We start from the raw sequence: 22,908 nt of genomic DNA, 5'->3' as shown, positions 1-22,908 counted from the left end.
TAAACCCGATGGACCTGTGCTTTGCCGGCGAGTTCACCGAACTAGAGGTTCAATTGGATGAAGTCCGATAGATTCCCAGCGATGTCGAACCTGGGTCCGCGCGCCGAACGAATCAGCGGCATGGATGCCTGGCAGCTGTACCAGGAAACCGACCTGCAGGTGGGCAACGGGGTCTGCTTGATGGTGTTGGATCGCAGCTCGGTGGACGGCGACGTGTGCGAGCACCTGATCCGCGAGGTCGGCGATCGGCTGCACCTGCTCCCGGTCTACACCAAGGTGTTGTTCGACCCCTGGTACAACATCGACCGCTCCATGCTGGTGCCCACCACGGACGTGGATCTACGCCGGCATATCACCCGCCTGGCCATGCCCGATCCCGGCGGGCTGGCCGGTGCGGCCAAGGCCTTCGCCGATATCCGCGGCAGACACCTGGACCGATCCGAACCGCTGTGGCACACCTACGTCATCGAGGAAGCGGGCTCGAATCTCTGCTATCTGGTGTCGCTGGTGCATCACCTCCTGGTCGACGGCGATGCCGCCATGGACGTGGTGGGTGCGCTGTTCATCCCCGGCGACGTCTCGGGGACACCGGCTCGACCCGTCGATCCGGACAGCACGTTCGAACCGCGACTCCGTTCCGTCGTCGCCGACGGGTTCCGACGCAAAGCCACCCGGCTGCGTCGACTCCCCAGCCTGCTCCGAACGACGCTGCGAACCCGACGCATCGACCGCGCGCACCGGCGCCACAGTCCGACGACCCCACGAACCGCGTTGAACTGCACGCTGTCCGGGGAGTCGACGGTCGCACTGACGGTGCTGCCCTTCGACAGCATGGTCGAAGTCGCCCATGCCCAGGACGTCACCGTCAACCACGTGCTGCTGTCCTGTGTGGGCCGTGCCCTGCGCATGACTCTGCAGGAGGACGGTCGGTCCGTGGACCGGCCGTTGGTGGCGGCGGTGCCGTTCGCCATGCGCGACGCCGACCAATCCGACTACATCACCGAAGGTGTCGGCAGTACCACGATTCTGCGGATCGGCATGTGCGACGACATCGCCGATCCAGTCGAGCGTCTCACCGCCATAGCGGTACAAGCCCGGAAGGCCAAGGAGGCTCAGGAACGCCGCGGAGTCAACCTGTTCCGGCAGTGGAACGAGTACATACCCGGCAAGGCGGTCAGCACTTTGTTCCGGATGATCGAACGCTTCGGGCTGGCCGAGAACATCGATTGGCCCTGCAACGCAATCGTTTCCAATGCCAGCGGTATGACACTCGACGGCGTGGTATACGCGAATCTCCCCGCACGGCAATGCTTTGGCGCCGGTCCGCTGTACCACGGCATGGGCCCCAGCATCTTCGCACTCAACTGGAACGGCGAGTTCTGCATTGCCGTGACCGCGGACCGCAAACACGTCCGGCACGCCGATCTGATCACCGAACGGATCGACCAGCAGTTCACCGAACTGCTTACCGCCACCCGGGAACTACAGATACGGGAGCGCGGTGCTTGACGCCGTCGCGCACTGGGCGTTGGCCGGCCCGAAGCGCGTCCTGCTGATCGCCGGGTTGCTGATGGCGCTGTGCGGCGCACTCGGCGCACCGGCGGCCACCATGCTCTCCAGTGGCGGCTACACCGATCCGAACGCCGAATCCAACGTATCCGCGCGAACCCTGGTCGAGAGCTTCGGTCAAGGCGCCGTGCCGTTGTACCTGCTGGTCCGATCGGATTCCGCCCTCACCGGACCGAGCGGGAAAGCTGCCGTCGCGCAACTGGTCACCACACTTGGAGAAAACCCCGACGTGGCACAGGTGCGCTCGCCGTGGGACCTCCCGGACCCCGTCGCTGCCGGGGCCCTGAGCCGGGACGGACACGCCGCTTTGGTCACCGCCGCCGTCGGCCGCGATGAGGACTCGGGCCTGGCGAGATCCGCCGAACTCCTGGCGAAACTTGCGACACTGCCCCTCCCCGAGGGCATCACCGTGTCCGCAGGCGGTCCGGGACCGATCGCCGAGCAGATCAACGAGCAGAGCCGGCGAGATCTCGCGGTCAGCGAGGCCATTGCTCTGCCCCTGACATTCCTCGCGCTGATCTGGGTTTTCGGCGGCGTCGTCGCGGCGCTGATCCCGCTGGCCGTCGGCGGTTTCGCAGTTATGGGCACCATGGCGGTGCTGCGGGGTTTGGCCGAGATCACCGACGTCTCGATCTTCGCGCTGAACCTCGCCACCGCCCTGGGTTTCGCCCTGGCGATCGACTATTCGCTGCTGCTGGTGAACCGGTACCGCGAGGAGGTCGCCGACGGTACCGAGCGTGGCCTCGCGATCCGACGCATGCTGCACACCGCCGGGCGCACCGTGGTGTTCTCCGCGGTCACCGTCGCCCTGAGCCTGGCCACCATGGCCGTCTTCCCGATGTACCTGTTGCGGTCATTCGCCTACGGTGGCGTACCCGTCGTCCTGCTTGCCGCCGTAGCGTCGCTGATCCTGGTACCGGCGGCCATTCTGGTGACCGGAGATCGGGTGGGAATGTCGAAACCTCGACCTCCGATCACCGAAACCCGTTGGTACCGTTGGTCACAGCTCGTCATGCGCCGGCCCGTCCTGGCCGCGGTGGCCGCACTGGTGCCCTTGCTGATCGCCGGACTCCCCTTCGCGCACGTGAAGTTCGGTTTCCCCGACGACCGGATCCTGCCGGCGTCTGCACCCGCGCGGCAGGTCGGTGACGCCATGCGGACCGACTTCACGCAGGATGCCGGATCGGCGGTCAACGTGGTGATTACCGGTGTCGCGCAGGACAACCCGGCTCTCTACGCCTACGCCCGCGCGCTCAGCGACGTCGACGGGGTGCTCGCGGTCTCGACCCCGAGCGCGACGATCCTGTCGGGACATCCGGCGGCACCGCCGAGCGGAGCCGCGGGAGTGAGTCAAGACAGCGCCGATGCGGTGTTCTTCACGGTGGCCACCGCGGAGGAGCCCTACAGCCCAGGATCCGGGGCGCTACTCGATCGGCTGCACCAAGTTCCGGCTCCGGCTGCCGCCGACGTCGCGTTCGGCGGTGCCGAGCAGGCCAATCGTGACGGCGTCACGGCAATCGCGACCCGACTGCCGGTCCTGCTGATGCTGATCGCCGTCGTGATGATGACGCTGTTGTTCCTGCTGACCGGCAGCGTGGTGATTCCCATCAAGGCCTTGGTGCTGAATGTCCTTTCACTGTCGGCGACATTCGGCGCGATGGTGTGGATATTCCAGGACGGCCACCTCGGCGGCCTGGGTACCACCGAAATGGGCACGCTGGTGGCCAGCCTGCCGGTGCTGATGTTCTGCATCGCCTTCGGGTTGTCGATGGATTACGAGGTGTTCCTCATCTCCCGTATCCGGGAGTTCTGGCAGGACTCCGACGGCACCGCGGCCGCCAACACCCGGGCGGTAGCGCTGGGCCTGGCGACGACGGGTCGGATCGTCACGGCCGCCGCGCTGATCATGATCATCGTGTTCGCCGGGCTGGCCGCCTCCCAAGTGGCGTTCATGCGGATGTTCGGCGTCGGCCTGATCATCGCGATCGTGGTCGACGTGACGCTGATCCGGATGGTGCTGCTGCCGGCGGCGATGGCGCTGATGGGCCGGTGGAACTGGTGGGCACCGGCGCCGCTGGCCCGGCTGCACACCCGACTCACTGGCGTAGCAGGTCCAGCAGATAGGTACCGTAGCCGGACTTGTTGAGGGCGGAGCCGCGGGCGGCGAGCTGGTCGTCGTCGATGAAGCCCATCCGCCAGGCGACTTCCTCGGGGATGGAGATCTTCAGCCCCTGGCGGCGTTCGATGGTGCGGACGAAATCGCTGGCGTCCAGCAGGGAATCGAAGGTGCCGGTGTCCAACCAAGCGGTACCGCGGTCGAGCACCTCGACGGTGAGCCGGCCGGCGTCCAGGTAGGTCTGGTTGATCTCGGTGATCTCGTACTCGCCGCGGGCCGACGGTTTCAAACCCTTCGCAATGTCAACGACGTCGGGGCTGTAGAAGTACAGGCCGGGCACCGCGTAGTGCGACTTCGGTTGCGCCGGTTTCTCTTCCACCGACAGCGCTTTGCCGTGGGCGTCGAACTCCACCACCCCGTAGGCCGACGGGTCGGCGACCCGGTAGGCGAAAATCGCTCCCCCGTCGACGTTTTCGAAACGCCGCAGGCTGGTGCCCAGGCCGGGTCCGTAGAAGATGTTGTCGCCCAGGGCAAGGGCCACCGGCTGGTTGCCGATGTGCTCGGCGCCGATCACGAAGGCTTTGGCCAGGCCGTCGGGTACGTCCTGGACGGCGTAGGTCAGTGAGATGCCGAGTTGGCTGCCGTCGCCGAGGAGTCGCTCGAAGGCGGGCCGATCGAAGCTGGTGGTGATCACCAGGATGTCGCGGATGCCGGCCATCATCAGGGTGGACAGCGGGTAGTAGATCAGCGGCTTGTCGTACACCGGCAGCAGCTGCTTGCCCGCGCCCATGGTGATCGGGTACAGCCTCGTCCCCGAGCCACCGGCCAGGATGATCCCGCGCATACCCCAGAGCCTACTGAGTCGGTGTCATCCGAACGACGGGCGCGCCCGGGGATTCCCGGCTGATACTCTCCGGCCAGCGATGGGAGGGACTCCGTGACGGTGGCCAGGGCCAAGGGCGCGCTGTAACCAGTCGGCGGCTCCATACGCGGACGTCTACGCCGCGGCACCCGGAGCCCGGGCGTGATCCACTCGCCACCGAGAGCAGCGGCAGGCAGCGCTTTACCGCTCAGGCGTCGAGGTCTTCCTCGCACAGGCCGGTGGCGGCCAGGGCCTCGGCGAGGCTCGCGTGGCGGAACACCGAAGTGACGTGGTCGTGCACCACGCGGAAGGCACTGGCCCGAACGATGCCGTCGTCGGAGGTCTCCTCGAACACCACCGACCCGTCGCGCACGTACATGTCACCGGTGGTCACCGTGCCGGTGAAGCCGGCGGCCCACTCCCGCAGCGCGGCCTCGCCCTGAGCGGCCCCGTCGGCGTCGGCGATCTCGATGTCGTCGCTGGACAGCTTCACCAGGGTGTCGATGTCGCGGTCGTTGAGCGCATCGTGCCAGGCCAGCACCGTCGCGATCTCTGATGTGCTCATTGGTTCGCTCCTCCTCGGGACTCGCTAGCGCTCGCCCCGCATCGTCGACTCACCGGCGTACTCATGCTCATCAACCTATCCGGTCAGAACTTCATGCCGTCGAGCCACGTCGCCAACAGCTCCTCGTCGCCGGACACGTCGACCCCGGCCTCCGCCGACGTGCACCGCCTCGTCGTCACCAACAGCAGGTCGCGCACGGTCCCGGTCAACGTCACGTCGGCCACCCCGGAACTACGGGTCCAGGTGCCGCCGCCGATCGTCCAGTCACCCCGGCCACCGAGTTCCTCGTCGGTCGCCAGCAGTGCCACCCGGCCGGCGAAGTCCGAGTTCACCGCGACCGCCAGCTCCAGCCACTCGTCGATGCAGTCGGCGGCCAGCTCGGGCCGCACGTCGAAGGTGAAACCGCCGGCGATCGCGGCGTCGGCGCGGTGCACCAGCACCTCGTGCAGTCGCCGCCGAATCCACCACGGCGCCGGACGAGGCCCCAGGAAGGTCCACACGCTGCAGTCCGCACCCTCGGCATGAGCCTGGGTGACCGCGGCGTCGACGGCATCGACGAGCAGCCGGGCCCCGTCGTCGAGCCAGGCCCGGGAGCCGTCGAGGTCCGCCGGGGGACGGCCGTCGGGCACCGACGCCGGGTCGGCCGGCTCGGTGGCGTGCTCGGCGACCATCTGGGCGGCCCACCGGTTGCCACGCCCGACGTGGCGGAACAACTGCTTGGCCGTCCACCCCGGGCAGGTCGGCACCGGGGTGTCCGGGTCCACGGACAAGACGGTGTCGCCGAAGGCCCGGTTCTGTGCAAGAAACTCTGCGCCGAAATCCACGGATTCAGCGTACGAGCCGACCCAGCCCGTACACACGCCAACCGGCAGACTGCCAGCGAGCGACATCGAGGCAGTTGCGGCCGTCGACCACGACCTTGGCCCGCACCAGATCGGCCAGATCGTCGGGATCCAGGTCGATGAACTCCTGCCACTCGGTCGCCACCAGCACCGCGTCGGCGTTCTCGACGGCCTCGCTGACGCTGGTGGCGTAGTTCAGAGTCGGGAAGACCCGGCGGGAGTTCTCCGCGGCCTTGGGGTCATAGACCGCGACGGCGGCACCGTTGAGCTGCAGCAGACCCGCCACGTTCAGCGCCGGGGAGTCGCGCACGTCGTCAGACTCCGGTTTGAACGCCGCGCCGAGCACCGCGATGTTGGCGCCCAGCAGCGACCCGCCGCACGCCTGAGTCGTCAGTTCCACCATCCTGGTACGGCGGCGCATGTTGATGCTGTCCACCTCGCGCAGGAAGCCCAGCGCGCTGGCGGCCCCGAGCTCACCGGCGCGGGCCATGAAGGCGCGGATATCCTTGGGCAGGCAGCCACCGCCAAATCCCAAGCCGGCGTTAAGAAATCGCCGGCCGATGCGCGGGTCATACCCCAGCGCATCGGCCAGCACCGTCACGTCTGCGTCCGCGGCCTCGCATATCTCGGAGATCGCGTTGATGAAGGAAATCTTGGTCGCCAGAAAGGCGTTCGCCGACACTTTGACCAGTTCGGCGGTCTGCAGGTCAGTCACCAGGAACGGGATCTGCGCTTCCAGCATCGGGGCGTACAGTTCCCGGACCGCTTTTTCTGCACGGGTTGAATCCGGCTGCACGCCAAGCACGATGCGGTCCGGGCGCAGGGTGTCCTCGATGGCGAAACCCTCCCGGAGAAACTCCGGGTTCCAGGCCACCTCGACGTCGACGTCGGCCATGGCACGGACCCGTCGTCCGAGTTCGGCGGCGGTACCCACCGGGACGGTCGACTTGCCGACGATCACCGCCGGGCGCGTCAGCCGCGGCACCAGCTCGTCGATGACGGCGTGCACATGGCGCAGATCCGCGCCGAGCTCACCGCGTTTCTGCGGGGTGCCGACGCCCAGGAAGTGCACGTCGGCGTGGTCGGCGGCCAGCTGGTAGTCGGTGGTGAACCGCAGCCGCCCCGCAGACAGGTTGTCCCGCACCATCTTTGCCAGACCGGGCTCGTAGAACGGGATCTCGCCGGAGGCCAGCTTGGCGACCTTGCCCTCGTCGATGTCGACGCCGATGACTTCGTGGCCGAGCTCGGCCATCCCGGCCGCATGGGTCGCCCCCAGGTAGCCGGTTCCGAATACCGCGCATCGCATGACGCCTTTGTATGCGCCCGGTGTGTTGGGGCGGCGACATCCGCGCAAGCGGGGAACGAACGTCAGGTGACCGGCGAGGTGTTTCGGCCGCTATCGGCGCGTGTGACCAGCGGCAATATCAGCGCGGTGACATCGGTCACCGGCCGTTGAACGGCCACGGCAGCGGGATCAACGGAATGACACTGCCATGCCCGCGTTTGGACTCGCTGCCGCGCCCACGCCCGTTGTCCGGGTAGTACTGCTGCGGCGGGTCCCACGACGGGTAGCTGCGCTGCGACGGGTACTGCTGGGACGGATATCGCTGCGAGGGATAGGACGGGTACTGCTGCTGCGGGTACTGGCGGCCGTAATCGCTGTTACCGGGGTAGAAGCCGGGTTGCGGAACCGACGACGGGGCCGCGGGGGTTTCGGCGACCGGGACCGGGGCGGCCGCCGGAGCCGGGGTGGCTGCGGGCGCCGGGGTGGTGACGGCTTCGGGGACCGGCGCGACAACCGGGGCCACCACGGGTGCCACGACCTCCTTGGTCGGCGCGGCCTCCTGGGTCGGAACCGCGACCGGGGCGGGGGTGTGTACCGGTGCCTGGACGACCGGGGTCTGTGCCTGGGCGGCGACGGTGCGCGGCGCCTGCGGGACCGGTGTCTGGACTTGTGCGACGGGGGCCGGGGCCGGGGTGGCGGCCGGGGCCGGATCGGCGGCGCGCTCGGGGACGGCGGGCGCCTCGGCCGGCACCGTCTGGGCCGGGGCCGCTGCCTGTGGCGGCTCTGCGTCCTGTTTGGCGGTGGGGCTGATCGCAACCACCAGCGACACCGCGAGCGCGGCGATGCCGATGACGAACACCGAGGTCAGCGCGCTGCCGACCAGCAGGAACGGCTTGCGTTCGGCCTCGGTGGCTTCCTCGCCGTCGAGTTCGGGCTCGTCGAGTTCGCCGAGGTCTTCGACGGCCGCGCGCAACGCGGCGTCGAACGCCTCGTCGTCGGCATCGTCAACCGCGCTGTAGGCGAGCTGCTGCACGTCAGCGGGCCCAACCTTGGTGACCGCGTCGGCGGACACCCCGGCCGCGGCGATGGCGCCCGCGTCGGCGGCGGCCAGTGCCGCCACATAGGCGCGGCCCGCCGTCGTACCTTCCTCGGCCAGCGCGTAGGCCAGACCGGCGGTCGAGGCCTCGAACGCCGGCGCCTGGGTGCTGGCCAGTGCGGCGCCGCGGGCGAGTGCGAGCTCGGGTTCGCCCGGGGTGTTGACCGTCAGGGTCGTCGCCGACTCCAGATTGAGCTTGATGGCCGCCAGGTTCACCCCGGAACCGACCACGAACACCCCGTCCGGGGCGACGTCGAGGTCTTGCAGCCCGGCGAGCATGTCGCACAGCTCGGCGACGGCGTCGGCGGTGTGCAACTGCGCGCGCTGCACCTTGATGATCGAACCGTCGGCGTTGTCGACGACCGAGACGGTGGCGGTGTCGCGCTCGAGGAACATCAGGGCGGTGCGCTGGTAGTCCATGGCCGCACCGGCAGCCACCGCCAGCGCGCCGGCGGCGTGCAGCTCCGAGACCAGCATGACGTCGTCGATGCCGTGCCGGCGCAGGGCGGCGCTGAGGTCGGCGGCGGCATCGTGGTCACGCCAAGTCACACCGATGCTGACCAGGCTGTGCCCGCCGTCCACTGCGGCGTCGCGGGTGGCCTCGATCGCGGCGATGACCTGCTCGGCCGGGCCGACCGGATTTGCCATATCCTCGTCGGCGAGGATCGCGATGACATCATGATCGAGGGTGACGCCGTCGGCATTTTCACCTTCGACCAGGACCATTCGGACCGTCGTCGGCGTCAGCGACACACCGAGTACGATGTCCACTACCCCTCCAAGATCCTTAGCTGCGTCATTCGTTTCGTATTCCGGGTCGGCTGCGCGCGACTACCGGATTGATCGGCCCGGACCGCCGCGGCGTTACCGCCCGCGTTTGAGATACGGACCACGTTACGCCCCCGCGAGCCGGTGTCGAGCCTAGCTAAGGAGGCTGTGTGCGGGCTATGCGGCGAGGCTCAGGAGTGGCGGAAGTTCAGGTACGACTTGGACGGGGTCGGGCCGCGCTGACCCTGGTATTTCGAGCCCGTGCTGGCGCTGCCGTAGGGGTGTTCGGCGGGGCTGGTCAGCCGCAGCAGGCAAAGCTGGCCGATCTTCATGCCCGGCCACAGCGTGATGGGCAGATTGGCAACATTGGACAGCTCCAGGGTGATGTGTCCGGAGAAGCCCGGATCGATGAACCCCGCCGTGGAGTGGGTCAGCAGGCCCAGGCGGCCCAGGGAGGATTTGCCCTCCAGACGGCCGGCCAGGTCATCGGGCAGGCTGCAGCGTTCCAGGGTGGCCCCGAGCACGAATTCGCCCGGGTGCAGCACGAACGGCTCGCCTTCCTTGGGTTCGACCAGCGTGGTCAAGTCGTCCTGGCGGATCGCCGGGTCGATGTGGGTGTAGCGGGTGTTGTTGAACACCCGGAACAGGCTGTCGAGGCGGACGTCGACACTCGACGGCTGGACCAGAGTGTCGTCGAACGGGTCGATGCCCAGGCGGCCGGAAGCGATCTCGGCGCGGATGTCGCGGTCGGAGAGCAGCACCCCAGGAGCGTATCGGGCCGTTGGGGCTCACCGGGCGGATGCATGCCGGTTTCCGGGTCCACCTGGCGCTCATTTTGGCCGCCGCGGCGTAGATACCCCGCCGATGAGTACTGAATGTTGACAGTGGAGAGCCTGCGCCCGGACTATCCGGATGAAGCGTCTACATCGTCAACTTTCGGTACTCCACACGCGTGGAGACGCCTGTGGATCGCCGACTGAGGCCGCCGCGGCACCTGTTCGACACTCAACCCATGGAAGATCCGGGCGTACATCCGTGGGCGGAGTGGCAGCGGAGGGGCGTGACTCGCAGTGCCCTGCGCCAGGGCCTGCGCAACGGCCGGTTTACCCAGGTCAACCACGGTTGGTACGCCGTAGGCGGCGCGGAGCCTGACGCGGTCGAGGCGGTGAGAAGAGGAGGCGCACTCAGCTGTCTGCCGGCCCTCGCTCGCCACAACGTTTGGATCCCGCCCCACCACCAGAAGCTGCACGTCCGAGGTGGTCATCGGGCCCACGCTGCCCGCCCCGGCCGCTTCTGCCGACAGTTCAGCAGGCCCGAGCCGGTGTTGGCGGCCATCGACGATCCGCTGACCGCCTTGCGGCATGCGCTGCGCTGCCTGGACCCCGAGGGCATCACCGTGGTGTGCGACTCGCTACTGAACACCTCACTCCGCGCGATGTCCGGGGAGCCGATCGCCGAGATCCTGACCCCGACCGAGGTCGAGTCGGCTTTCCAGGGCGCACCCGGATACATCCGCCGCGCCCTGGACCTCTGCGATGCTCGCGCGGCCTCGGGCACCGAGACGATGGTCCGGCTGCGACTGCGCAGCAAGCGCGTCAAGGTGGATCTGCAGGTGGAGATCCCCGAGGTGGGTCATGTCGATCTGCTGGCCGGCGATCGGCTGATCATCGAGGCCGACAGCCTCACCTATCACCTGGGACCTGCCGAGTTCCGCACCGACCGCCACCGAGACCAGCAGGCGGCCCGCCAGGGTCTGCTGCACATGCGACTGACCTACGAGGACGTGGTCTATGACTGGCAGCGAACCGAGGAGATCATCCTGTCGGCCATCCGCAGCGGCCACCACCGCGGGCCGCGCCGACGCAAGGTCGTTTGATAGCCTGTGTCCCGCACCACGCCGATGTAGTTCAATGGCAGAACATCAGCTTCCCAAGCTGAATACGCGGGTTCGATTCCCGTCATCGGCTCCACAAAACCGCCGGTAAGCGGCTTGTATCGAGATCTCAACCACCCCATCAGGTCGATCTTGACCGTCGTTTGACCGTGGGTCGGCGGAACCATCCGCCGGAGAACGTTTGCTGCGTTGTCACAGGTAGATGCGACGATGGTTGGCAATGACGAACGCGGGGCACCCGCCCACTTCGGACGCGCTCGCCACAAGGTTGATACCGCGCCGACGCCAAGCTTGTGATGGCATAATCCGCCCAAGCCGTAGAGGGAAGGGGGCAAGTCCAATGGCGACATATCGGGTTGACGTCGAGCCAGCCCTTCTGGACTGGGCTATTGAACGGTCCAGACTTGACCGCGAGAAGATCTATGCGCAGCGCGCGTTCCGCGATCTACCATTGTGGGAAACACGAGAGAAAAAACCCACGTACAACGAATTGCAGAAATTCGCCAATTACACCCATGCGCCTCTGGGGATGCTGCTACTGGCAGAGCCCCCTGTAGAAACGGTGCCGATACCCGATTTCCGTACAATTGGTGACACGGCGATCGCGAACCCTAGTCCCGACCTTCTCGAAACTATCTACCTCTGCGAGCAACGCCAAGAGTGGTACCAACACTATGCACGAATCCAGGACTACGACGAACTGGACTTTGTTGGCAGTGTAACCACCGACGACTCCATAGCGACCACGGCCGATAAAATCCGTCGCCGCCTACAATTTACGACAGAAGACCGTGCCCGCGACCGTTCTTGGTCTGAGGCTCTGCGCCGCTTAATCGATACTACCGAAGACACCGGTATCCTCGTGATGGTTAGCGGAATCGTCGGGAACAACACACATCGCGTCCTTGATCCTGAAGAATTTCGTGGATTTGCACTGGCCGATCCATTGGCACCGCTGATTTTCGTCAATGGTGCCGATACGAAAGCGGCCCAAATATTCACGCTGATTCATGAAGTTGCCCACATCTGGCTTGGACAAACCGCACTCACAAACAGCACGCTCGATAGCCCGGCGAATGATGAAATTGAACGGTGGTGCAATAGCGTCGCCGCTGAGGTGCTAATTCCTCTGGCAAGTTTCCGACCACGACCGCCATTTGACGCCGAAGAACTCGACCGGTTGGCGCGTGCATATAAGGTCAGCACACTGGTGGCCCTTAGACGAATCTTCGATGCGGGCCTAATCGAATGGGACAACTTTCGCAGTCGCTATATCGCTGAACGCGACCGGATTTTGGCGATTTTGGCAAGCCGACAAGGCGATGGCGGTGGAAATTTTTACAATACACAGCCACTCCGCGTAAGCCAACGGTTCGCCCATGCCGTCATCAGTGATGCCTTAGCGGGAAACACACTGTTCCGCGATGCATACCGATTGGTGGGCACACGCAAGCATGAAACATTCGTTCAGCTCGGCGAGCACGTGGGGGCAATGTAGCCATGTACGTAATCGATGCCAACGTATTCATTGATGCCAAAAATCGGCACTACGGACTAGACTTCGCTCCAGGCTTCTGGGATTGGCTCGTTGAACAGAACAACGATGGTTCGCTATGCAGTATCGCCGATGTGAAAAAAGAGCTAGACGCCGGCAAGGATGAGCTGTCCAAGTGGGCAACAACGAACAGCGGCTTATTTGTAGCGCTTGACCCGCCAGTGCAGGCGAGCATGCAGACGCTTAGTACCTGGGCGAATTCAGGAACGTTTACCGGTGCGGCTGTCAACACTTTCTTAGCCGGTGCGGACTACCCGCTTGTGGCCTTTGCACACGCCCATTCGCACACGGTTGTCACGCACGAGCGATCACAGCCGAATGCAAAGAAGCGCATTCTGATACCCGATGCTTGCACTGCGATTGGCGTCAATTGTGTTGACCCATTCACGATGCTGCGGTCAGAGGGCGCAAAGTTCGTCTGTGCCAACTAACCCCGCCGCCGCAGCGGTGTGACGTTCGGCGCATCGGTCGGGCGGCTCATCGCTTCCAGCGCGGCAATCGTCTCGGCGTGATGGTCATCGAACAGGTGCGTGTAGATCGCCAGAGTCGTCGTCACCTTCGCGTGTCCCATGAAGCGCGAAGCTGCAACGGCGGGATTCCGGCCGCAAACGCACAAACTGGCGTAGGTGTGCCGCAGCGCGTGGAGCTTGTGCGCTGGCGGCAGCACCGGCGACGATTTGGCCGATTCCGACGAATCCCCGCCAAGGCGGTTCGCACGGGCCACGGCGGGCCGGAACACGGCCTTATAGAACGTCTGGTGACGGACCGGCTACCGGCACACCTCGAGTTTGCTGGGATCGACCGTCATTCGGCCGTCACCAGCGGGTTTGCAGCGGGTCGCACCGCGCGTCCGATGGTTCGCAACGGTGACCCGATACCGCGCCCTATCAGCGATTTGATTGTCCCTGTAGCTAACTATTATTATCTATCTGAACAGTATTGATTTATCTACAGCAAATTCCCATGCTGAATACGCGGGTTCGATTCCCGTCATTGGCTCCACAGACCCCAGCCGCGACATCCCCGAGAAGGAGTCGCGGCTCTTGTCATTGGCGGCTCAGTTGCCGGAGCCGCCGCCGAAGATGCCACCACCGCGGCCGTATCCGCCGCTACCGCTACCGCCGCCGAAGATCCCGCCACCGGAGGATTCCGTCGTGGGCAGAGAGACGGAGGGGCTGCGGCCCGAGCGGCTGGGGGCTTCGGCCGGGGCTTCCTGAACCGACTGCTGAACCGGGGCCTGCTGTTGCTGCTGCACCGGAGCCTGCTGGACCGGCGAATGCACCACCGGCGCCTGCTCGACTGAGGCCGGCGCCTGCTCCACCGGGGAGGCGGCCGCCGGAGACTGCACGGCCGGCGACTGCACCGCGGGAGACTCGGCGGGGGACTCCACGGCCGGGCTCTCGTGGACCGGAGACTGGACCGGTGACTGCACCGGCGATTCCGCCGGGGACTGCTCCGCGCTCCGGCTCGCACTACTGGGCACCGACTCCGACGCCTTGGGCGTGCTGTTCGCGGTGGATTCCGGCTCCGACTGCTTCGTCGAGGACTCGCTCGCCCTCGTCGACGGCGTCGTCTCGCTCTCGGAGGCGCGGGTGCTCGGGGTCGGGGACGCCTCCGACGACGCCGAGGGCGAGGCCGGTGAGCTCTCCGGCGACTCCCCCGGGCTAGACGGCGAACTCACGCTGGACTCCGGCTTGTTCTCCGGCGACGACACCCCCGGCGTCGATGCTCCCGAGGACCCGGACGGGTCGACGTTGAACTGGTCACCGGGCTTGGGCTTCGTGTTCCACCCGGGCGGCGTGTTGTAGTTGTTCGGGTTCATCGGGCCTAGCTGCACAGCCTCGCGCAGCACATTGCCGATGATCAGCGAGGTCAGTAGCGGCGCCTGGGGCACGATCACCCCGGGAACCGCGCCGATGGCACCGACACCGACATTGGTGCCGGGGGTGGGGACCGCCGGGGTCACCGCGGGCACCGGTGCCCCGCCGACGGTCATCGCGCCGTCGGGATAGACCCGAACGGTCTGCGCCGCGGTCTGGGCTGCGGTCTGCGTGCTGGGTCCCAGCGCCAGCGGCTGGAAGGTCCGCACCGCGGGGGTGCCGACCGCGGCGCCGGTCGCGGGGGCCTCCTCGATCATCGTCCAGGCGTTGCCGTCGGGCTGCACGCCCTGACCGGGGGCGACCGGGAAGTACTTGCCGGGTACCGCGTCGTCCTGCAGCCGCAGCGCCTGTGAAGACGACGTCGGTTTGATGCTGACGGCGACGCTGACGGCCAGGGTGGCGAAGCCGACGATCATGAACGCGGCCACGGTGCTGCCGATCAGCAGCGGTCGGCGGTCGCGCTGTTCGGGCTCTTCCTCGTAGCCATCCTCGTAGCCGTAGTCGTCGTAGTCGCCGTAGCCGGTGTCCACGTACCCGGCTTCGGCGGCAGCGGCCGGTCCGTAGGCGGTCGCCTCGCCGGCGGGTTCCAGGTCGGGATCCAGCGAGTAGGCCAGCTGCTGGCGTTCGGTGTTGAGCAGCGGGTCGGTGCCGGCCGGGACGACCATCGTCTCGTCCCCGGTCGCGGGTGCCATCGAGGTCGCGTCCGAATCCATGGCCGGCGCCATCGATGTCGCGCCGGAGTCGACCACCGGGGCCACTCCGGTCGCCATCACGTCGACGGCCGGCGCCATGCCGGTCGCGGCGGACGCTTCGGCGGACAGCAGAGACTCCGACGCCCCGGTGAGGGCGACCTCCTGTGCCAGCGATCCGGTGCCCAGCGACAGCGCCGCGGTCTCGCCGTGCACGGGCATCGCCCCGCTGACGGCTTCGCTCGCCGACACCGCGGCGACGTTGGCCAGCCCGGCGGTGGTCAGCCCGCCGCTGATCGCGGCGGCCACGTCGGGATCCTCGCAGCACACGCGGGTGGAAACCAGCCGGTGGCCGTCGTCGCCGAGGCTGCGGTCGGTGGCGACCAGCCGCGCGATCAGCTCGTCGACGGACTGCTCACCGAGCAGCACAACGGCCTCGTCGATGACGGCATGGCCGGGTCCCGCGTCGAGCATTGCGATCTGCCCACGGTCACCGTCGACCGCCACCCCCAGCATCACATCCATGCGCTACGCCCCTGAACATCCCAACGGCAGCACGGCGACAACACCGGCTGCATTTCCCTTTAGGTTCGGTTCCAGTCAAACACGTTCCTGTCTACCGGTGCCATCGCCGCTGGAAGCCGACTCGTTACCGCCACCGAAGCTAAGGTGAGGCGACCGACACGGAGGGCCAATGGTTGGGCGGCGGGACACCGCACCGCGGTGGTGCGAACAGTGCGGGGCGCAGCTGGCGCTCGACGCCCTGTTCTGCCCGATCTGCGGCGTCGAGGCCGGCACCCGGCGCTTCATCGGGGCGCCCGGGGCCGGGGATGTGCCCGCCGGGCGAACCGTGCGGGCGGCGGCGTTCATGATGGACCTGGCGGCCATCGCCGCGCCGATCTTCCCGCTGGCCATCGCCGGCGCCGTGCTCGACGTCGCGGCGGTGCTCACCGTGGTGACGCCGCTGGCGTGTGCCGCGGTGTGGCTGTGGATGCAACTGTGGCTGGCGCTGATGGGCCGCTCACTGGGCAAGACGATGCTGGGCCTGCGGCTGGTCAGCGACGACGACCGGCTGCCCGGGCTGCCCCGGACGGTCGCCCGCAGCCTGATCTTCGCGGTCACCCTCGGCGCCGCGGCACTGCCGATGATGACCAGCTCGACCCCGCGCGACGGGCTGCACGACCGGCTGACCGGCCTGCGGGTGCTCGACGTCGTCGCCGGTGACAACCCGCTGGACACCCACACCCGCGCGGCGTTCCGGCGGTCGACGTGAACGACGACCCGACCACCCGGATCAACGACGATCGAACGACCCGGATCGACGCGCCGGTGTCTGTCGTCAACCCGCGGGCCACGGTGATCCTGGCGCTGGCGGCACTGGGCCTGACCATCGCCGTGCTGACCGCGCTGGTCGCCGTCGTACTCGGTTCCGCTGAGCGGGACGACACCCCGGCGGCTCCGCCCGCGCCGCCGGTGACGCTGATCGGCGCGCAGGCCGCCGTCGCGCACCCGTTCACGCCGTCGATCGCGGCCGACCCGGTGCCCATCTCCGAGGCCACCGCCGTCCGGGCCGCCGCCGTGCAACAACCGATCGCGCCGTCTGCGCACCGCGGCATCCGCCCGGTGTCGGGCCGGCTGGCCGACCTGTACGGCACCGCCGGCGACACCCGTGCCTGCGACGAGGTCAAGCTGGCCAACTATCTCGACGCGCACCCGGACGTCGCGGCGCCGTGGGGCCTGGCGCTGGGCCTGACCACCGAACAGCTGCCCTACTACCTCAACACGCTGACCCCGGTGGTGCTGCTGGGCGACACTTGGGTGAGCCTGCACTCGCACAACGACCAGACGACGACGGCCGCACAGGCCGTGCTGGCCGCCGGCACCGCGGTCATGGTCGACGGGCTGGGGGTGCCGCGAGTGCGCTGCGAATCGGGCAATCCGCTGAGCCCGCCGGCCAACACCGACCTGCGTCACTACCGCAGCGTCGGCCCAGGGTTCGATCCCGCGCGGGTGCTGGCGGTGCGCTACGCGGCCGACGATCCGGGCCCGCCGCTGCGGGAGTTCACCCTGCTCGACCTGACCGACGCCCACCAGGTCACCCGGGCCGCCCACGGCATCATCGACCTGGGTGGGCGGACCGTGCCGCTGCCCGATCCCGTCGTGATGAACGTTGCGGCCGCGTCCTGAGCACGCTCGAGATGGCGATAGCGATCCGCTAGCGTTCAGAACGCCCTAGCACCGATCCGGGGGGAGCCAACCGTGCCCGATTCACACCCAGCGACGCGCCCGTCCGCCGCGCCGGATGCGCGACGCGACGGACTCGGCGCCGTGCTGGCGCTGCTGGCCCTGGCACTGCCGTGGAACCTGCACACCGGTCTCGGCATCGGCGGGCGCGGCTGGCTGTTCGCCCTGTTGATCGTGGCCGCGCTGGGCACCGTGATGTCGGCGGTGCTCAGCCACGTCGGGCACCGCGCGGTCACCGCGCCCGATGTCGCACCGGAGAGCCTCTCGGGCATGCGGCTGGGCCTCAACGTCCCGAACCTGGTGGCCGTGGCCGGTTTCGCCGGTTACGCGGTCTACGACGCGTTCCGCGAGGCGGGTACCGGTACGCCGCCGGCCGGCGTCGGTCCGGCGGTGTGGTTCGCGGTGGCCGGTGCCCTGCTGTGCGCGCAGCCGGTGCTGGGCGGGGCCACCGACTCCGGGCTCTGGTCGGCCGCGGCCCGGGTGATCACCGACGTGACGACGGTCCTGGCCGTGCTAGGCGCTGGGCTGACGCTGTATTACCGTGCGCGACGGTCGTTTCCGGCGATCTGGGGTGGCGACGCCGCGGGACAGAACCTGACGGTGGTGGCGGTCGCGGTGCTCTACGCGGTGGTGGCGCTGGTGCCGGTGGTGCTGGCCGCACGCTGGCTGCGCACCCGCGACGAGGCGAACCGGCTGACCGGCGCCGGTCTCGGGGTGGCGGTGCTGATCGGCGGCGCGGTGGTCTGGTGGCTGCCGGCCGGCCGGCTGATCGACGCCTTCCACGGCGTCGCGCAGAGCACCGGCACCAACGGGGTCGGTTTCGAGGCCTACCTGGCGTGGGCCGCGGTCGCGGCGATCGCCGGGCCGGTGGCGCTGGTGCGGGCGGACTCCCGGGCCCCGGCGGCGGCCGCGGCCTGGCGCTCGGCGGTCGGCAAGGGGCTGCTGCTGGTCGCGGTGTGGGCCGTCGGGTCGGCGGTGCTGCGGATCGCCACGCTGATCCTCAACGCCGTGCTGAACGTGCCGAGCCTGCCCTACACGCAGACCGCACTGATGGCGTTCGACCTGCTCACCGCGGTCCTGGCGGGCTGGTTGGTGGTCAACGGGTTGACCAGGCTGCCGAAGCTGGCGGCCCGCAGCCTGCTGCTGGGTGTGCTGACCCTGACGGTGTGCCGGGTGGTGCTCGGCGTGGCGCTGGTGCCGCGGGTGGAGGCTTTCGTGCCCACCGACCCGAACGCGTTCTACGGCTCGGACCTGGCCCAGCAGATCACCACCATGTTCGACGTGGTGCTGTGTGTGCTGGCCGCGCTGGCACTGGCCGTCGAACTGACCGTCATCGAGCGGTCCCGACGACAGGCCTCCCCCGCCAAGACCCCGGGCAAGGCTCCCGCTGGTGCGGCGGCGCCCAAGATTGCCGCAGCGGAACCTGCGGCACCCAGAATCGCAACCGGCGCGACGCCCAGGATTGCGACGGGTGCGCCGAAAATCGCAGCACCCGAGATTGCCGCGTCCGGCCCGACCCCCGCCGCGCCCAAGATCGCCGACGCCGGGCCCGGTACAGCACCTCAAGCTGCAGAAACACCGGACGACGACCCCCCGGGGACGCTCGGCTCACCGGCCGGTGACACGTCCGGCTGAGCGGGCTGGAACGGCGATTTCGTCGCAACGCTACGGTTTTGTTGCACTGCTACGGTTTATATGCAATGCTGTGCGCATCGCTACGAAAGACGTAGCACCGTAGTCGCTCAGGAGTCGCCATGAACACCGCGTCCACCAGCAGCACGACCGCCACCACCAAGACCGTCGGCACCAACGCCAAGACCGGCCAGCCGATGTTCCAGATCGCCCTCGTCCAGCACTCGGGACTGGTGCTGACCTGGTTCACCGCCGAGTACACCGTCACCGGCAGCTACCGCGACTGCCTGGCCGCACTCGACGTGGCGCAGCGGCACAACCGCCTTGCCGGCTGGTGGAGCCCCGCCTCGCTGCTGCGGCTCAACCGTGCCGCGATGGCCGCCAACACCGCCGCCGGCAAGACCCTGGCCCGCGAGGCCGCCCGCGCGTTCGGGCACCCGTCGGCACGCCCGGTGGGCGCCGAGACCAAAGAGCCCGTCGCAGCCTGACCCGCAAAACCCCTCAGGCCGGGGGGTTCCCCAGCGCCAACACCTCGTCGAAGCCCTCGACCAAGCAGGCATGGAACACCTCCGGATCGGGGATCGCCGCGGTGTCGACGTCCACGCCGAATGCGCAGGTGTCGACGTAGCTGAGCAGGGTCACGTTGACTGCCGACCCGATCGTCGGGCCGAAGGCGTACTGCTCGGTGACCGCGGCGCCGCCCAGATAGACCGGGACCGGCACCCCGGGCACATCGCTGGCCAGCACGTCCACGTGCAGCAGCACCTCGCCGAGCACGAAGCGCGGCAACAGATTCAGCGCACCGGCGATCAGCTGGGTCAACGGCAGTGAGCGTTCGGCGCGCACCTGCGCCACCCGCCGATGGATCTCGGTCATCCGCAGCGCCGGATCGGCCTCACCCACCGGAATATCGAAACGCTGCAGGGTGATTCGGTTACCGCCCGGCCTGTCGTCGTCGGTGCGCAGACTGATCGGCATGGTCAGGTGCAGCTCGTCGACACTCACCCCGTGCCGCTCGTGATAGCGACGCAGCCCACCGGCCACCCCGGCGACGAAGGCGTCGTTGAGCGCGACGTCCACCGCGTGCGCGGCCGAGCGCAGCCGCGGCAGCGACACCGTGTGTGTCGACACGGCGCGAACCAGTGACCGCTCGGTCATCAACTCCGACCCGGTCTTCGTCACCGGGCGCACGGTGCGGTACACCGAGGCTCCGGTAGCCGCCGCCTCCCGCACCGCACTCACCGGATTGCGCACCAGCGCGCCGAACGCGCGGGGCGCGGTGCGCACCGCGCCGGTGGCCAGCCGTCGCGCCAGCTTGCTGTTGTAGCGCACGCCGTCGCGCAGATCGTCCCAGCGAGTCGGCTGGCGCAACGACGGGACATCCGGCAGCTCCGGCCGGTGGCCCTCGGGGGCCAGTTCGAACAGCGTCATCGCCAGTTGCACGCCGCCGATCCCGTCGGTCAGGGCGTGGTGCAGCTTGACGATCATCGCCGCCGCGCCACCGGGCAGCCCGTCGATCATGTCCACCTGCCACAGCGGCCGGGCCAGGTCGAAGGACTCCATGGCGGCCACCCGGCACATCTGGAGCACCCCGGCCATGCCGTCGGGCCCGGCCGAGAGCCGGCGGACGTGGAAGTTCAGGTCGAAGTCGGGGTCGGTCTCCCACCGCGGCGGCGCCGGCGGCGGGGATTCGAGCACCCGCCAGCGGAACGACGGCACCGTCCGGGTCAACAGGTCGAAGCGGTGCACGACGGCATCCCAGTCCGGCGACTGCTCGGTCACCACCAGGGTGACGATGGTCGACCGCAGCCGCGGGTCGGCTTCCATCGCCCAAGTGAACGCATCCGAACTGCGCATGAACCTGCGCTTGCCGTCAATCTCGGCCATTGACACCCCTACCCCGTCGTGTGGCACCAATCTATGGCCTCGGTCGCCTCGGATCCGCAGAATGCCCCGCCGCGGGCCCTGCTGCCCGGGAGCTCGGGACTCAAGTCCCGGCTCAGTTGATCGCCTGCGGCAGCGGCACCTGACCGGGCTGCAGCGGCGGCTGGTGCACCGGCGCCTGGATCGGAATCGGGACCGGGACGAACGGGATGTTGAGGTAGGTCGTCGTCATCGGCACCGTCGTCGTGGTCGTGGTGGTGGTCGTCGTTGTCGTCGTGGTGGTGGTCGTCGTGGTTGTGGTGGTGGTCGACGGCGTGGTGGTGGTCGTGGTCGTCGTCGGCACCGTGGTCGTGGTGGTGACCGGGGGCGGCGGGGTCGTGGTCGGCGTCCACTCGACGGTCGTGGTGGTGGCCACCGGCGGTACCTCGATGACGGGTGCAGGCTCAGGCGGCGGTGGCGGTGGCGGGACCTCGGAGGTCAGCGATGCGGTCAGCACCGGCTGGGTCGGCTTCGGGGTGGTGCTCTGTTCGATCGGCTTGGCGTCGTTGGCCAGGCCGTAGATCAGCGAGCCGAAGGCGAACGTCCCGATCAGAGCGGCAGCGCCAATTGCCAACTGTGGAAACCGGAATCTCCTGCGCGGCAGAACAATCGGGCCGCTGTCGACGTCGTAGTCTATCCGCGGGCGCGGCCCGTCGGGCCGGTACGGGTTGTCCGAACCGCCGGCACCGGGAAAGTCGGCGTCGGGTTGGTAGGGCAGCGGCTCGCTGATCGCATCGTCGTCCATCGACCAGGCCAGCGCACCGACGGCGGCCGGGTCTTCGATCCCGGCCTGCGCGGTGTCGTCGTCGCCCATACCGGGCGCCAGTCCGGTGGCATCGTCGTCCAGCGCCGGCGCCAGACCGGTGGCAATGTCGTTCAGACCGGCTGCCGCCCAGGAGATTCCGGTCGGCGCATCGGGGTCGTCGCCGCGGGCGGCGAGCAGTGCGGCACCGATGGTGGCGTTCAGCTCGGCGCGCGGCGTGGTGACCACCGGGGCCGATGAGAGCTCCGAAAGTCGTTGCGTGACAATCGGCATCGCCGCCCCGCCGCCGACGGTGGCGACCGCGGAAAGCCGGGACAGCAGAACACCGTGTCGCGACGCGAAATCCACCAGCGCGTCACACACGCCGTCCAGCTCCGGGGCGACCAGGGCGTCGAGTTCGGCCCGGGTGAACCGCACCTCGCTGTGGTGCCCGGGCAGCGCGGCGACGAGGCTGACGGCGGGCTCGGCGGAGAGCCGTTCCTTGGCCACCCGGCACTCGTGGCGCAGCCGCACCAGCGAGCCGACGGCCGCCGTCGCCGCGGGATCGACGTCGCCGTGGCGTTCCAGGTCCGTCAGCACCGCGCGCAGGACGGCGGCGTCGACCTCGTCACCGGAGAACGGCAGCCGCTGGGTCTCGCCGATCGGGGTGAATCCGGTCGCGGCGTCGACCAGGGTGAGTCCGGTGCCGCTGGCGCCGAAATCCAGCAGCGCGATCACGCCGGTGTCCGGCAGTCCGGGGTCGGCGTGCAGCGCGGTCAGGGTGGCCAGCGTGTCGGGAACCAGGGTGGGGCGGATCGCGGCCAGCCGCGGATCGGCAGCCAGTGCGGCCTGCAGTGCGGTGCGCGCGGTCCGGCTCCAGTGCGCGGGCGCGGCGATCGTGACGGCGTCCCCGGCGCCGGCGCCACCGACCAGGTCCAGCAGCGCGGACAGGGCGGTGGCCAGCAGCGTCTCGCCGCGGTAGCTCGCGCCGTCGCCGACCACCAGCGGGACGGGGTCGCCGACCCGTTCGACGAACCCGCGCACCACCATGCCGTCGGGATCGGGCAGGTGGCCGTTCTCCTCCGGGGTGCCGACTTCGGCGGGCAGGTGACCGAACAGGGTCAGCACCGCCCGGCGGCTGACCGGCGCGCGGCCGACCCGGACGGCGACCAGGTTGGAGGTGCCTATCGACACGCCAATCGGGTCGCCCACCCGGCCACCATAGCCGCCACCCGCGGCGTGCCGA

Annotated in this window: 19 protein-coding genes and 1 tRNA gene; 10 read left to right on the top strand and 10 right to left on the bottom strand. The window is 68.4% G+C overall.

The features are described 5' to 3' along the window. Positions 1 to 81: 81 nt before the first annotated feature. Together G6N16_RS04550 and G6N16_RS04545 are read left to right on the top strand one after the other, a co-directional pair. Positions 82 to 1,509, top strand: coding sequence for a wax ester/triacylglycerol synthase domain-containing protein (locus G6N16_RS04550; RefSeq protein WP_163787772.1), 1,428 nt, complete (start codon positions 82 to 84; stop codon positions 1,507 to 1,509). After that, the gene (locus G6N16_RS04545; protein WP_234806002.1) at positions 1,502 to 3,715 is read left to right on the top strand and encodes an MMPL family transporter; all 2,214 of its coding nucleotides are present in this window, start codon (positions 1,502 to 1,504) and stop codon (positions 3,713 to 3,715) included. The genes G6N16_RS04550 and G6N16_RS04545 overlap by 8 nt, the downstream gene beginning before the upstream one ends. Here the strand turns inward: G6N16_RS04545 and rfbA are convergent. The 6 genes from rfbA to dcd all read right to left on the bottom strand — a co-directional run bounded on the left by rfbA (position 3,666) and on the right by dcd (position 9,864). Continuing rightward, a complete protein-coding gene (gene rfbA, locus G6N16_RS04540) occupies positions 3,666 to 4,529 on the bottom strand; it encodes a glucose-1-phosphate thymidylyltransferase RfbA (protein ID WP_083033138.1) in 864 nt (287 codons plus the stop codon). The genes G6N16_RS04545 and rfbA overlap by 50 nt on opposite strands. A 226-nt stretch (positions 4,530 to 4,755) precedes the next feature. Beyond that, positions 4,756 to 5,112: a nuclear transport factor 2 family protein gene (locus G6N16_RS04535; protein WP_083033140.1), complete on the bottom strand. Its 357-nt coding sequence runs from the start codon at positions 5,110 to 5,112 to the stop codon at positions 4,756 to 4,758. A gap of 83 nt (positions 5,113 to 5,195) precedes the next feature. Next, positions 5,196 to 5,936, bottom strand: a complete 741-nt coding sequence (locus tag G6N16_RS04530; RefSeq protein WP_083033141.1) for a maleylpyruvate isomerase family mycothiol-dependent enzyme — start codon at positions 5,934 to 5,936, stop codon at positions 5,196 to 5,198. A gap of 4 nt (positions 5,937 to 5,940) precedes the next feature. Beyond that, positions 5,941 to 7,260, bottom strand: coding sequence for a UDP-glucose dehydrogenase family protein (locus G6N16_RS04525; protein WP_083033143.1), 1,320 nt, complete (start codon positions 7,258 to 7,260; stop codon positions 5,941 to 5,943). 136 nt (positions 7,261 to 7,396) lie between these two features. Then, positions 7,397 to 9,106, bottom strand: coding sequence for a DUF7159 family protein (locus G6N16_RS04520; RefSeq protein WP_163787771.1), 1,710 nt, complete (start codon positions 9,104 to 9,106; stop codon positions 7,397 to 7,399). A 188-nt stretch (positions 9,107 to 9,294) separates the two neighbouring features. Continuing rightward, positions 9,295 to 9,864 carry a dCTP deaminase gene (gene dcd, locus G6N16_RS04515; protein WP_083030518.1) on the bottom strand — a complete coding sequence of 190 codons (570 nt, stop codon included), beginning with the start codon at positions 9,862 to 9,864 and terminating at the stop codon, positions 9,295 to 9,297. Positions 9,865 to 10,163: 299 nt separating this feature from the next. Here dcd and G6N16_RS04510 point away from each other — a divergent pair, with 299 nt between their 5' ends. From G6N16_RS04510 to G6N16_RS04495, 4 genes are all read left to right on the top strand, one after another. Beyond that, a complete protein-coding gene (locus G6N16_RS04510; protein WP_234805818.1) occupies positions 10,164 to 10,979 on the top strand; it encodes an endonuclease domain-containing protein in 816 nt (271 codons plus the stop codon). Positions 10,980 to 10,999: 20 nt separating this feature from the next. Continuing rightward, positions 11,000 to 11,073: transfer RNA gene (locus G6N16_RS04505), tRNA-Gly, on the top strand. 264 nt (positions 11,074 to 11,337) lie between these two features. After that, the gene (locus tag G6N16_RS04500) at positions 11,338 to 12,495 is read left to right on the top strand and encodes an ImmA/IrrE family metallo-endopeptidase (protein WP_083030520.1); all 1,158 of its coding nucleotides are present in this window, start codon (positions 11,338 to 11,340) and stop codon (positions 12,493 to 12,495) included. 2 nt (positions 12,496 to 12,497) lie between these two features. Further along, entirely contained in the window at positions 12,498 to 12,983 is a 486-nt protein-coding gene (locus tag G6N16_RS04495) for a DUF4411 family protein (protein WP_083030521.1), read from the top strand. On the opposite strand, the gene G6N16_RS04490 is transcribed toward G6N16_RS04495, so the two are convergent. Beyond that, entirely contained in the window at positions 12,980 to 13,291 is a 312-nt protein-coding gene (locus tag G6N16_RS04490) for a site-specific integrase (protein WP_234805819.1), read from the bottom strand. The genes G6N16_RS04495 and G6N16_RS04490 overlap by 4 nt on opposite strands. 318 nt (positions 13,292 to 13,609) lie before the next feature. Further along, a complete protein-coding gene (locus G6N16_RS04485) occupies positions 13,610 to 15,646 on the bottom strand; it encodes a hypothetical protein (RefSeq protein WP_083030522.1) in 2,037 nt (678 codons plus the stop codon). A gap of 169 nt (positions 15,647 to 15,815) precedes the next feature. Between G6N16_RS04485 and G6N16_RS04480 the strand changes: the two genes are divergently transcribed. The 4 genes from G6N16_RS04480 to G6N16_RS04465 all read left to right on the top strand — a co-directional run bounded on the left by G6N16_RS04480 (position 15,816) and on the right by G6N16_RS04465 (position 19,485). After that, positions 15,816 to 16,394, top strand: coding sequence for an RDD family protein (locus G6N16_RS04480; RefSeq protein WP_083030523.1), 579 nt, complete (start codon positions 15,816 to 15,818; stop codon positions 16,392 to 16,394). Continuing rightward, entirely contained in the window at positions 16,391 to 17,308 is a 918-nt protein-coding gene (locus tag G6N16_RS04475; RefSeq protein WP_083030524.1) for a DUF6777 domain-containing protein, read from the top strand. Before G6N16_RS04480 ends, G6N16_RS04475 begins: the two co-directional genes overlap by 4 nt. Before the next feature lie 72 nt (positions 17,309 to 17,380). Continuing rightward, on the top strand, positions 17,381 to 19,000 hold the full coding sequence (locus G6N16_RS04470; RefSeq protein ID WP_133052920.1) for a DUF7937 domain-containing protein: 1,620 nt from the start codon (positions 17,381 to 17,383) through the stop codon (positions 18,998 to 19,000). A gap of 119 nt (positions 19,001 to 19,119) precedes the next feature. Next, positions 19,120 to 19,485 carry a hypothetical protein gene (locus G6N16_RS04465; RefSeq protein WP_083030526.1) on the top strand — a complete coding sequence of 122 codons (366 nt, stop codon included), beginning with the start codon at positions 19,120 to 19,122 and terminating at the stop codon, positions 19,483 to 19,485. Between the two features lie 13 nt (positions 19,486 to 19,498). Here the strand turns inward: G6N16_RS04465 and G6N16_RS04460 are convergent, their stop codons facing one another. Then, positions 19,499 to 20,884, bottom strand: coding sequence for a wax ester/triacylglycerol synthase domain-containing protein (locus tag G6N16_RS04460; protein ID WP_234805820.1), 1,386 nt, complete (start codon positions 20,882 to 20,884; stop codon positions 19,499 to 19,501). Between the two features lie 112 nt (positions 20,885 to 20,996). After that, complete coding sequence (locus G6N16_RS04455; RefSeq protein WP_110810817.1) at positions 20,997 to 22,874, bottom strand: Hsp70 family protein; 1,878 nt, start codon at positions 22,872 to 22,874, stop codon at positions 20,997 to 20,999. Between the last annotated feature and the right edge of the window lie 34 nt (positions 22,875 to 22,908).

It is taken from the genome of Mycolicibacterium insubricum, assembly GCF_010731615.1.
In the GTDB taxonomy this organism is placed as follows: Bacteria; Actinomycetota; Actinomycetes; order Mycobacteriales; family Mycobacteriaceae; genus Mycobacterium; species Mycobacterium insubricum.
The sequence above is the reverse complement of the archived record's forward strand: the minus strand, read 5'-3'. Positions and strand labels throughout refer to the sequence as shown.

Coding starts and splice junctions, on each gene's coding strand:
- G6N16_RS04485 (WP_083030522.1), bottom strand. CDS start 15,646: ATGGATGTGATGCTGGGGGTGGCGGTCGACGGTGACCGTGGGCAGATC.
- G6N16_RS04460 (WP_234805820.1), bottom strand. CDS start 20,884: ATGGCCGAGATTGACGGCAAGCGCAGGTTCATGCGCAGTTCGGATGCG.
- G6N16_RS04525 (WP_083033143.1), bottom strand. CDS start 7,260: ATGCGATGCGCGGTATTCGGAACCGGCTACCTGGGGGCGACCCATGCG.
- G6N16_RS04495 (WP_083030521.1), top strand. CDS start 12,498: ATGTACGTAATCGATGCCAACGTATTCATTGATGCCAAAAATCGGCAC.
- G6N16_RS04550 (WP_163787772.1), top strand. CDS start 82: ATGTCGAACCTGGGTCCGCGCGCCGAACGAATCAGCGGCATGGATGCC.
- G6N16_RS04535 (WP_083033140.1), bottom strand. CDS start 5,112: ATGAGCACATCAGAGATCGCGACGGTGCTGGCCTGGCACGATGCGCTC.
- rfbA (WP_083033138.1), bottom strand. CDS start 4,529: ATGCGCGGGATCATCCTGGCCGGTGGCTCGGGGACGAGGCTGTACCCG.
- G6N16_RS04465 (WP_083030526.1), top strand. CDS start 19,120: ATGAACACCGCGTCCACCAGCAGCACGACCGCCACCACCAAGACCGTC.
- G6N16_RS04500 (WP_083030520.1), top strand. CDS start 11,338: ATGGCGACATATCGGGTTGACGTCGAGCCAGCCCTTCTGGACTGGGCT.
- G6N16_RS04480 (WP_083030523.1), top strand. CDS start 15,816: ATGGTTGGGCGGCGGGACACCGCACCGCGGTGGTGCGAACAGTGCGGG.